The 10,225-nt window shown below is 33.6% G+C and carries 11 protein-coding genes and 1 pseudogene; 9 read left to right on the forward strand and 3 right to left on the reverse strand.

Annotated elements, in window-relative coordinates; genetic code table 11:
- The 4 genes and pseudogenes from SA378_RS09500 to SA378_RS09515 all read left to right on the forward strand — a co-directional run.
- Positions 1-303 (forward strand): annotated as a pseudogene (locus tag SA378_RS09500) (bifunctional 3,4-dihydroxy-2-butanone-4-phosphate synthase/GTP cyclohydrolase II); the annotation flags it as partial.
- A gap of 17 nt (positions 304-320) precedes the next feature.
- On the forward strand, positions 321-788 hold the full coding sequence (ribE, locus tag SA378_RS09505; protein WP_318525754.1) for a 6,7-dimethyl-8-ribityllumazine synthase: 468 nt from the start codon (positions 321-323) through the stop codon (positions 786-788).
- Complete coding sequence (locus SA378_RS09510; RefSeq protein WP_318525755.1) at positions 789-1,448, forward strand: HAD family hydrolase; 660 nt, start codon at positions 789-791, stop codon at positions 1,446-1,448.
- A gap of 137 nt (positions 1,449-1,585) precedes the next feature.
- Positions 1,586-2,026, forward strand: a complete 441-nt coding sequence (locus tag SA378_RS09515) for an acyl-CoA thioesterase (RefSeq protein WP_318525756.1) — start codon at positions 1,586-1,588, stop codon at positions 2,024-2,026.
- A gap of 9 nt (positions 2,027-2,035) precedes the next feature.
- Here SA378_RS09515 and SA378_RS09520 read toward each other — a convergent pair whose 3' ends face one another.
- Complete coding sequence (locus SA378_RS09520) at positions 2,036-2,698, reverse strand: hypothetical protein (protein WP_318525757.1); 663 nt, start codon at positions 2,696-2,698, stop codon at positions 2,036-2,038.
- Positions 2,699-2,885: 187 nt separating this feature from the next.
- Between SA378_RS09520 and SA378_RS09525 the strand changes: the two genes are divergently transcribed.
- Together SA378_RS09525 and yyaC are read left to right on the forward strand one after the other, a co-directional pair.
- On the forward strand, positions 2,886-3,476 hold the full coding sequence (locus SA378_RS09525; protein ID WP_318525758.1) for a TetR/AcrR family transcriptional regulator: 591 nt from the start codon (positions 2,886-2,888) through the stop codon (positions 3,474-3,476).
- Positions 3,477-3,567: 91 nt separating this feature from the next.
- Positions 3,568-4,131, forward strand: coding sequence for a spore protease YyaC (yyaC, locus tag SA378_RS09530; RefSeq protein ID WP_318525759.1), 564 nt, complete (start codon positions 3,568-3,570; stop codon positions 4,129-4,131).
- A 365-nt stretch (positions 4,132-4,496) separates the two neighbouring features.
- Here yyaC and SA378_RS09535 read toward each other — a convergent pair whose 3' ends face one another.
- Together SA378_RS09535 and SA378_RS09540 are read right to left on the reverse strand one after the other, a co-directional pair.
- Positions 4,497-5,870: a S41 family peptidase gene (locus tag SA378_RS09535; RefSeq protein WP_318525760.1), complete on the reverse strand. Its 1,374-nt coding sequence runs from the start codon at positions 5,868-5,870 to the stop codon at positions 4,497-4,499.
- A gap of 147 nt (positions 5,871-6,017) precedes the next feature.
- Positions 6,018-7,298 (reverse strand): serine dehydratase subunit alpha family protein, encoded by a 1,281-nt coding sequence (locus SA378_RS09540; RefSeq protein WP_318525761.1) that lies wholly within the window; start codon positions 7,296-7,298, stop codon positions 6,018-6,020.
- A 314-nt stretch (positions 7,299-7,612) separates the two neighbouring features.
- On the opposite strand from SA378_RS09540, the gene SA378_RS09545 reads away from it, so the two are divergent.
- Genes SA378_RS09545 through SA378_RS09555 form a run of 3 tightly spaced genes read left to right on the forward strand, consistent with a single transcriptional unit; the run spans position 7,613 to position 10,083 of the window.
- A complete protein-coding gene (locus tag SA378_RS09545; protein ID WP_318525762.1) occupies positions 7,613-8,236 on the forward strand; it encodes an ABC transporter permease in 624 nt (207 codons plus the stop codon).
- Positions 8,237-8,255: 19 nt separating this feature from the next.
- A complete protein-coding gene (locus tag SA378_RS09550; RefSeq protein WP_318525763.1) occupies positions 8,256-9,356 on the forward strand; it encodes a betaine/proline/choline family ABC transporter ATP-binding protein in 1,101 nt (366 codons plus the stop codon).
- Complete coding sequence (locus tag SA378_RS09555; protein ID WP_318525764.1) at positions 9,349-10,083, forward strand: ABC transporter permease; 735 nt, start codon at positions 9,349-9,351, stop codon at positions 10,081-10,083. The genes SA378_RS09550 and SA378_RS09555 overlap by 8 nt, the downstream gene beginning before the upstream one ends.
- The last annotated feature ends 142 nt before the right edge of the window (positions 10,084-10,225 follow it).

A 10,225-nucleotide genomic window follows, 5' to 3' on the forward strand; every position in this document is an offset into this window, starting at 1 on the left:
GGGCTTATAAATAAAATAAAAGCATATGCACTGCAAGACCAAGGAATGGATACTGTGGAAGCTAACCTGGCATTGGGTTTTAAAGATGATTTAAGGGATTACGGAATAGGTGCACAGATACTTTATTTTCTTGGGTTGAGAAAAGTAAGACTTATGACCAACAATCCTAAAAAAATAATCGGACTGTCAGGATTTGGAATTGAAGTTGTTGAAAAAGTAAATATTCAAGTCGAATGCAATGCAAAAAATGAATTTTACTTAAAAACGAAAAAAGAAAAAATGGGTCATGATTTAAAATTTTAAAATTTCAGGAGGATGCGATGAAAATATATGAAGGTAAATTAGTAGCAAACAATAAAAAATATGGTATAGTAGTCGGAAGATTTAATGAGTTTATTGGAGGAAAGCTTTTGTCAGGTGCTTTAGATGCCTTAAAAAGACATGGGGTATCTGAGAATGAAATTGAAATTGCTTGGGTGCCGGGTGCCTTTGAAATTCCCCTTGCAGCAAAGACAATGGTTGGGCTTAACAAATACAGTGCTGTTATATGTCTTGGAGCAGTGATTAAAGGTTCGACTCCTCATTTTGACTTTGTTTCAAGCGAAGTATCCAAGGGCATAGCTAATGTTTCCCTTGAATCAGGTGTTCCTGTTATTTTTGGAGTGCTTACTACAGACACAATAGAACAAGCAATTGAAAGAGCCGGAACTAAAGCCGGAAATAAAGGTTATGATGCTGCATGCACAGCAATTGAAATGGTAAATTTAATAGAAGAGATGAAAAAATAAATGAAATTTCAAGGTGTTAAAACTATATATTTTGATTTTGACGGTACTATCCACAATAGTATAAAAATTTATGCTCCGGCATTTAGAAAAGCATATGATTTTTTAGTTAAAAATAATAAGGCTGAACCTAGAGAGTGGAAAGATGAAGAAATTACCAAGTGGCTTGGGTATACAAGCAAGGATATGTGGAAAAACTTCATGAAAGAATTGGATGAGTCATTTAAAAACAAAGCCAGATCTTTAGTTGGGAAAGAAATGCAGGAACAAATGCTTTCCGGGAACACAAGACTTTACGACAATGCCTTAAATGTGCTTAAAACATTGAAAGACAGGGGTTACAAGTTGGTTTTTCTAAGTAACTGCAGCATTAAGTACATGGAAGTTTCAACTAAGGCATTTAATTTAAATTCGTATTTTGATGATATGGTTTGTTCTGAAATGTATGATTACATTTCTAAGCGTGAAATACTTAAAATTATCAAGCATGACTATGAAATGAATCAGATTGTTGTAGGAGACAGATTTCATGACATAGATGCTGCTGTTGAAAATGAAATGGAATCTATTTACTGTGCATATGGATTTGGAGAAGATGGAGAGGGCGACAGAGCAACTGCTTGCATAAATGACATAACAGAAATATTGGAATTGCTCGATTAAAGCAAACTATATTTCCAAACAACTAAATTTGTAGCATTTTATTTGTAGGTTTGTTATAATAATTCATCATAATAAAAGAGGTGTTTACTATAGAAGCAAAGACAGTAGAACAAACAAAAATAATTGTCGGAAGTTTAATGCAACCCGAACATGCAAATATAGCGGGAAATGTTCATGGCGGAGAAATAATGAAAATGATGGATAATGCGGCCGGAATAGCAGCTGCAAGACATTCGCGCTCAAATGTTGTGACTGCGAGGGTGGATGGATTAGAATTTCATCTCCCTATTCACATAGGTAATTATGTTAAATGTATATGCCAACTTACTTTTGTAGGAAAAAGTTCTATGGAAGTGCTTGTAACTGTAATGGTTGAGGATATGAAACTTGATGAAGCTCCAAAGGTAGCATTGACTGGTTATTTTACTTTTGTTGCAATTGTTGACAATGGAAAGCCAATATCCGTTCCTCAATTATTACTTTCTAATGAGGGAGAAGAAAAACTCTACGAAGAAGGCAAGAAAAGATACTTAAAATATAAGGAATCAAAGTTAAAAAAGCTATGCACTGAAGCATAGCTCTTTATATTAAGATTTTGCATATAATTTCTTGAAATTTTTTGTTGAATCGAAAATACTTTCATGTACAACTCCCTTTACATCAAAATGCAACAGCTTAAAGGTTGTCTGTAAAATAAAGCTTATTCCGAAAACAGAAATTACTGTACCAAGACCTACTTTTGCTCCTAAAAGGAAACCAATAACTAAAACAGTTCCTTCTATGGAGCCTCTAATAGCACCAATGGGCACATTTGGAAATCTCTTACCTAGACCTACCATGAGTGTATCTCTTGGACCGCACCCGAGACCTGAATTTATATAAAAATAGCTTGCTAGACTGATAATAACCTGACTTACAAGAAGCATCAACAAGCCTAAAAAGAAATTTGTCATTTTAGGTACTAGGTTTATTGATTGGAGAATATCAACAATTACACCTATAATTACAGTATTTAATATAGTTCCAATACCAATTTTTTCTTTCAATAATAAAACAACAACAATTAAAATGATTATACCTGTCAATATACTTACATTTCCATAAGAAATGCCTGTAATATTTGATATGCCAATACTAAAAGCATCCCATGGGGCAAGTCCTATATTTGCTTGAATGCCCAGCGTTATACCTATTGAATACAGAAAAAGCCCAAACATAAGTTTTGAAATTCTTTTTATATAATTTTCCACGAAGTCACCTTTTGTTCATATTTTATAATGTACTTATTATAGTGATTTTGTATTGTGGTGTCAATTGAAACTAAATAAACAATAATTAAGTATTTAATTAGTAAAATAATAGCAAATATAAATTATATTTGATATAATAAATATAATAGGAATACATTAAATTGTTAAATATACTAAGGAGACAAAAATGGCTGCAATGAAATCAAACAGCAGAAAAATCCAGGCGGAAGCAACTCGTAACAAAATATATCAGGCATCAATTAAATTAGTGGAACAAAAGGGATACTGCAGTATTAAAATTGAAGATATATGTAAAAAAGCAGGTGTATCAATTGGATCTTTTTATAATTATTATAAATCCAAAAATGATATCCTTATTGAAATTTATAAAAGAGCAGATATTTATTTTGAAAATACTGTTAAACCAAATGTAACAGAAAAAAGTGCAGTTGAAAATATGGTTGATTATTTCATATACTATGCTAAATACAATGAAATTACAGGCGTTGAAACATTGAAACAATTATTTGCTCCAGGCAATAAAATGTATACTACAAAAGGAAGAAAAATGCAAGCGGTGCTTAATGAAATTATAATAAAGGGTCAGGAATCCGGAGAAATAAAAGAAGATGTTGCACCGGAAGAAATAACGGAGTTTCTTTTTATTGCTGCAAGAGGAGTTTGCTATGATTGGTGTGCACATGATGGTAGTTATGACCTCCAGGAATTCACGAAGAAATATATGAAATTATTAATAGAAATTTATGCTGTTAAATAGTTTGATTGTTAGATTAAAATGAAATTAAAATGGCAAAGTCCACATAAAACACCCCCTATCTGTATATACTAACACATAGGGGGTGTTTCCTTTGAATCCAATAGAAGTACATTACAAGAATAGTTTTGCAGCATTAAAAATAGGTAATTATCTTGCGGAGTACATTAGCAGCAATTTTGCATTAGTATGCATAGGGACGGATAAATGTATTATAGACAGCCTTGGTCCCTTAGTTGGCACTTTTTTAGAGAAGAAAAATTTTGCTGCTGATATTTACGGAACATTAGATAGACCTGTACATGCAATGAATATTAATGATTATGTTAAAACTTTAAAGAAGAAAAATTATAATAGTATTATTGCTATAGATGCATGTTTAAGCAATAAAAAAAATCAGGGAATTATAGAAGTTAGAGAGGGACCTATAACACCTGGTAAAGGAATTGGAAAATACTTACCAGAAATAGGGGATGTTTCGATAATAGGGGTGGTTGATTCAAGTGATAAGGAGTTTAATGATTTAGTTCAGGATACGAGGCTTTCGCTAATATATGAAATGGCTGAAATAATTTGTGAGGGTATTCTTGTAGCTGCAAAAGCGAATAAACCACTTGACGTCTATGTAAGAAATCAAGCTTCTCTGAGCGGCACGTGATTTAGATAAAAAATTAAAAAATGAGATTCATCTCTTTTACTTGTGTCAAGCCCTATTGAATTCGGAGTCATTATTTCATAAGTTTTTTATTTTTCAACACTCCGTGCTGATGAATTCCCGGTAGAACCTCCTGATAAATAGTTATTTAATTTTAAGCAATAAAAAATCCGTCACTGAAAGCAAATGCTCTCAGGGACGGATATAGTTCCGCGGTACCACCCTTATTGTTTTCATGACAGTATCGGCTCCCACCACCGCCGACTCTCTGTAACTTGTCCGTTTGAAAAGTTTTTTTCCATAACAGTTTTTGTTAATTAATTTTTCTGAATTGTATCAGAGTAAAAATAGCTAGTCAACAGCATCTATTATTTTAATAATTCATTTATTGCTGTTTCTAATTGTTTGTCTTCCATACCTGTTTCTGAATGTTTTAGCAAAGCGTTGTATAATGCATTCTGTGTTGTAATATCAATTGTTCCATATGCATACAATGAATTATCGCTTTGGAATTTGATAATTTGGTTAAAAGAAGTTTTGTCGTAAACTCCGTCTGGTGTATCAACTGCATATCCCAATGTTTCAAGAATCATTTCGGCAGAGAGAACATCAAGGCTTACGTTGCCGAGAACAGGCTTAATAGTCTTGCTGAATACAGGAAATTTGGAAAGATTAATTTTTTCATTTTCAACTACAATATCTGGTGTTATTCCAATTTTGTGTACAGGCGTTCTATCAACTGAAAAATATTCTGCAGTAGTAAATTTTACTCCGCTGCCGTCTTTTAATGGGTAAAGAGATTGAACTATTCCTTTTCCAAATGACTGCGTACCTACAATCACACCTTCATTTTTATATTTAACAGCACCTGCAAAAATTTCAGTGGCACTAGCACTTCCTTCATTTATTAAAACAGCTATTTCATATTTTTGTTCCTTAAGCTCGCTTGAATAAATATCCTCTTCACCTGTTGCGGCATAATCAACATAAACAACAGGTCCTTCTGTTACAAATAAGTTCAACATATCAACTGAAGCATCTAAAGTTCCGCCGCCGTTGCTTCTCATATCTATAACAATTTTTTTAACATTGTTCGCATCAAATTTTGAAAGTTCTTGTTTTACGAGGCTAACCGTGTTGTTTGAAAATTCTGTAACTTTTAAGTATCCTATGTTTTTTTCCATGATACTGCCTTCAACTGAACTCGTGACAATCGTTCTTCTGATTAAGTCGAATGTAAGATTTTCTGTGCCTCGAACTACTCCAATTTTTACTTTTGTTCCTTCTTCGCCTCTTATGAGCATGGATGCTTCATTTACATTAAGTCCGGTAATATCAGCCCCATCTACAAATTTTATTATGTCACCGGCTTTGATTCCTGCTTCTATTGCAGGTGAATTAGGAAGGGGTGTCAATACAACGACTTGTCCGTTTGAATCAATTATTTGAACCCCTATACCTGAAAATTCTCCTGCTGTATCTTCAAGCATTGCTTGGTATTCTTTAGGGGAGTAATATACGCTGTAATCATCTAAAACTTCGAAAAAGCCATCGTAGAGTCCGTTTATTACATCTTCTTCCGATACTTCATACTGATATTTATCTAATACAAAATTTATTACTTTCTCCATAAAATCAACATCTTGAATGAATTTTTCTTCATCAAATTCTGCTGCAAATGCTGGCTGTACTGAAAACATCATTATTAATACAGCAAGCATCAAACAAATTTTTCTTTTCATGGTCCACCTCTTTTAAGTTTTCTCATATAGTATATTTCAAAATTGTAAAAGTGTAAAGCGGTATATGAAAAAATGCTGAAAATACAATTTAAGACTAAGGTATCCATGTTTTTGTATCAAAACTTTCTCAAAAGGTTGTTTATTATGTTAACATCTGTTCAGCATAACGTTAAGAATAGCTTCATCGGTATTATTCATGCCCATGTTTGAAACTTGTGCTAAATTAATTATTGTTTTTTCTGGAGTTTCTCCCAAAATACCATTGTCATTTGGAATAAATATATTTTTCAAAGCCATTTTTGATGCATCTACAGCAGCATCTACAGCAATTGATAGTTTGTATGAGCACCCAAGTTTGGCTCCATCACAAAACATGCCAGATATACCTGCAACCATATTGTTTATAGAAGCCATAATCTGTTCGGAAGTTCCGTCAAACAAATAAGTGAGACCTGCAGCGCATCCAACGCCTGCAGCTACACCACAACCGCATACAGGAGAAAGAGCTCCAAGATGAGCTTTAACAAATATCGTTACTAAGTGGCTCAATGTTATAGCACGTATAATTTTTTCATTAGATTTATTTTCTTTACTGCCTATATAAGAGATTGGTACTATTGCAACAAGACCGTGATTACCTGAGCCTGCGCTGCTCATTACAGGAAGAGGATATCCAGACATGCGCGCTTCAGAAGCTGCAGCAGTGTATGCTTTTGCCATTGAAAAAACATCATTTGCAATGCTGTGAAAATAATTTCCCATACCGATACCTATTTTTTCTGATAATCCCACATTTGCAATTAGCATATTCATGTCTATGCCTTTTTGAATAAATGATATTTCTTCAAGTGGAACATTGTGAGAGAAATTGAGCAAATCTTCAATTGAATATTTTTTGATTTCATTTTTTATTTCTTTCGTTTCTTTGTCTATTGTTTCACCACTTGCAGCGGAAGTACTGTCAAGTAATACTTCATCGTTTTTACTTTCGTAAATAATATTAGTGTGAGTATTCTTGATAATGACTTCTGACTTGTTGTCATCTCCTATTGCATCAACTTTTATATATAGTCCCTGAATATCTTCGTTTAATTTTAAGTTGATTATATCGGCATCTACAATTTTCAATGCTTTATCTATGCTAGCTTTATCAACATCCTTCAGCACTTCTAATTTATATTCTGATTTACCTATAACAAGAGAAAGGGCAGCCGCAAATATGTTACCGTGTTCATCTGTTCCTGGAATTCCAACACTCATTCCATTTTTTAAAATGTTTTTATCTACTTCGATATTAAGTTTTTTTACATCGGAATCTAATAATTCCTTTGCTCTTGCAACTGCATAAGCGACAGCTCCTGGTTCCGTACAGCCCAAAGCAGGTGTAACCTGGTTCTTTAATATTTCAATAATCAGTTCATTGTTCATTGATTTTACCTCCGTTTTATCTATATCTACTATTTTGCAACATTCATGCCAAAAATTTAAAAATAAAAAAAGGCAGTTAAATCAATGAATTTTAAATGTTATGATTGAAAAAGAATATTGATATTTATCAAAAATGATAAAAATCAAAAGTAAATTGCGATATTTTGCTTAAAAATTAAGATGTTTAATATTTATCATTTTTGAAATTAAATTATCAAAATTGATAAATAATAAAAAGTCCTTTCAAAGTAACAACTTGTATGTTATAATGAAGTTGTCTGTATAACAAAATTTATATATTTAGGGGGAATCTTATGAGCTTTACTGATTTTTTTATAAGCCGTTTTGAAATCATCATGGAACTAACCTTGGAACATTTGCAGATGGTATTAATCGCTATGACAATCTCTATTATACTTGGTATCGTAATAGGTGTTTTAATAACATACAATGAAAGGGTAGCAAAAGTAATGATAAGTATTGCAGAGGTGCTGATGACAATTCCAAGTCTCGCATTGTTTGCTGTTTTGATTCCTATATTTCACATAGGAGCAACACCGGCAATTATAGGACTTGTTCTTTACACACAACTTCCCATTGTAAGGAATGTATATACCGGAATTAAAAGCATTAATCCTGCAATTGTAGAATCTGCAAAAGGTATGGGTATGTCTGATTTTAAAATTATGTACAAAATCAAGCTTCCTTTGGCTTTTCCTGTTCTATTGGCCGGAATAAGAACTTCTGTTGTAATAGGCGTTGGTATGGGAGCCATAGCATCTTATGTAGGAGCAGGAGGACTTGGAGATTATATTTTTCAGGGCATACAAAGAACAAATGACAAAATGGTAATAATAGGTGCAATAATGATTTCGTTGATGGCCATAATAATGGATAGAATTTTGTACCTGATTCAAAAGAAAGCAGAAATAAAATAAGATACAGGAGGTAAAGTATTTGATCAGATTTGAAAATATAACTAAAAAATATCCAAATTCAAATAATAAAGCAGTATCTGATTTGACACTTCACATAAAAGAAGGTGAAATTTGTATACTGGTTGGACCGTCCGGATGCGGGAAGACAACTACCATGAAGATGTTAAATAGACTGATAGAACCAACATCAGGCAACATATTCATCGACGGGAAGAATATCTGTGGGCAGAATTCTGTAGAGCTTAGACGTAATATAGGATATGTAATTCAGAACATAGGACTATTTCCGCATATGACAATAGCTGAAAATATTGCTACTGTTCCAAAGGAAAAAAAGTGGGATAAGGACAAAATTGCTAAAAGGGTCGATGAACTGTTGGAATTGATGGAGTTGGACCCAAAAATATACAGAGACAGAAAACCTTCGGATTTAAGCGGTGGGCAGAAGCAGAGAGTGGGCGTCGCAAGAGCACTTGCTGCAGATCCTCCTGTAATGCTCATGGACGAGCCTTTCGGAGCGCTTGATCCCATAACCAGAAGTAAGCTCCAAAATGAATTTTTGCATCTTCAGGAAAAAATTAAAAAGACAATAATATTTGTAACCCATGATATAGATGAAGCTATAAAAATGGGAGACAGAATAGTTGTTATGAAAAACGGTAAGATTGTTCAGCAAGGAACGCCAAATGATATATTAAGTTCTCCGGCCGATGAATTTGTTGAAAATCTTGTTGGCGGAAACCGCTCCATTAAACGTCTTAACTTAATAAAATGCGAGGATGCAATGCACAAAACATTAAGCGTTAAGATGGACTCAACAATTAAGGAAGCAAAATCCATAATGGAAGAGAACGGGCTTAAAACAATTGCGATAACAAAAGAGAACGACATTTTGCACGGCTATATTAAACTTAAGGATGTAGAAGGCAAGGAAGGTATGGTTGGAGATTTTGAAAAAGAAATGGAAGCTACAGTAGAAAAAAGAATGTCACTAAACGATGCGCTGTCAGAAATGTTACGCATAGGTCAAAGATATATTTATGTGGCTGATAAAAAGGGTCACCTCAAAGGGTGGATAGGTATCAACGATATATTGAATGCGGTGAGTGACAATGACTAATTTACAAAGCAATAAAATAAATTTAAAAACATTCTTTTTTCCTCTTCTTCTTTTGACAATCGGTATAGGATACAGCATATACGTGGTCAAATTTCCTCAAGATAAAATTGTAGCTAATTATGTTTCATATAATAAAATTTTTAAATCTTTAGGACAACATATAAGTCTTGTAGCAGTATCTGCAGGCGCTGCTATATTAGTTGCCGTACCCATGGGAATTTTGCTTACAAGAACTAAATTTAAACGCTATGCAAACACAGTGGTAAGCATAGTAAACATAGGGCAGACTGTTCCAAGTCTGGCAATATTGGCTTTATTCGTAGGTATATTTGGCGTAGGTTTCAAGTCAGGCGTTTTTGCATTGTGGGTTTATTCACTGCTTCCAATCTTAAATAATACTTTGGCAGGTATATTGGGAGTAGAAAAATCCATACTTGAAGCAGCAAGAGGCATGGGGATGACTCATAGCCGAATTCTTGCAAAAATCGAGGTGCCTCTTGCTTTTCCTGTAATTATGGCAGGCATAAGAACTGCAGTTACAATTAACATCGGTACTGCAACTTTAGCTGCTTTTATAGGAGCAGGTGGTCTTGGCGATTTAATTATTGCAGGAAACAATATCAACAGATGGCAGATAGTGATTCTGGGAGCTTTGCTTTCGGCATTACTTGCAATATTGACGGACTATCTGATGAATATATTGGAAGTTGTGTCAAAAAATAAATAATATTAATATAGGAGGCGTTATGATATTAAAAAAAACAAAATTAACTAAGGGTGTTGCTATGATAATCATGCTGGTGCTCATTTCAGGAATTTTAAGCGCATGCGGCGGTGACAGCAAGACAGAGACAATTAAAGTGGGCTCA

It is taken from the genome of Sedimentibacter sp. (assembly GCF_033447055.1).
In the GTDB taxonomy this organism is placed as follows: domain Bacteria; phylum Bacillota; class Clostridia; order Tissierellales; family Sedimentibacteraceae; genus Sedimentibacter.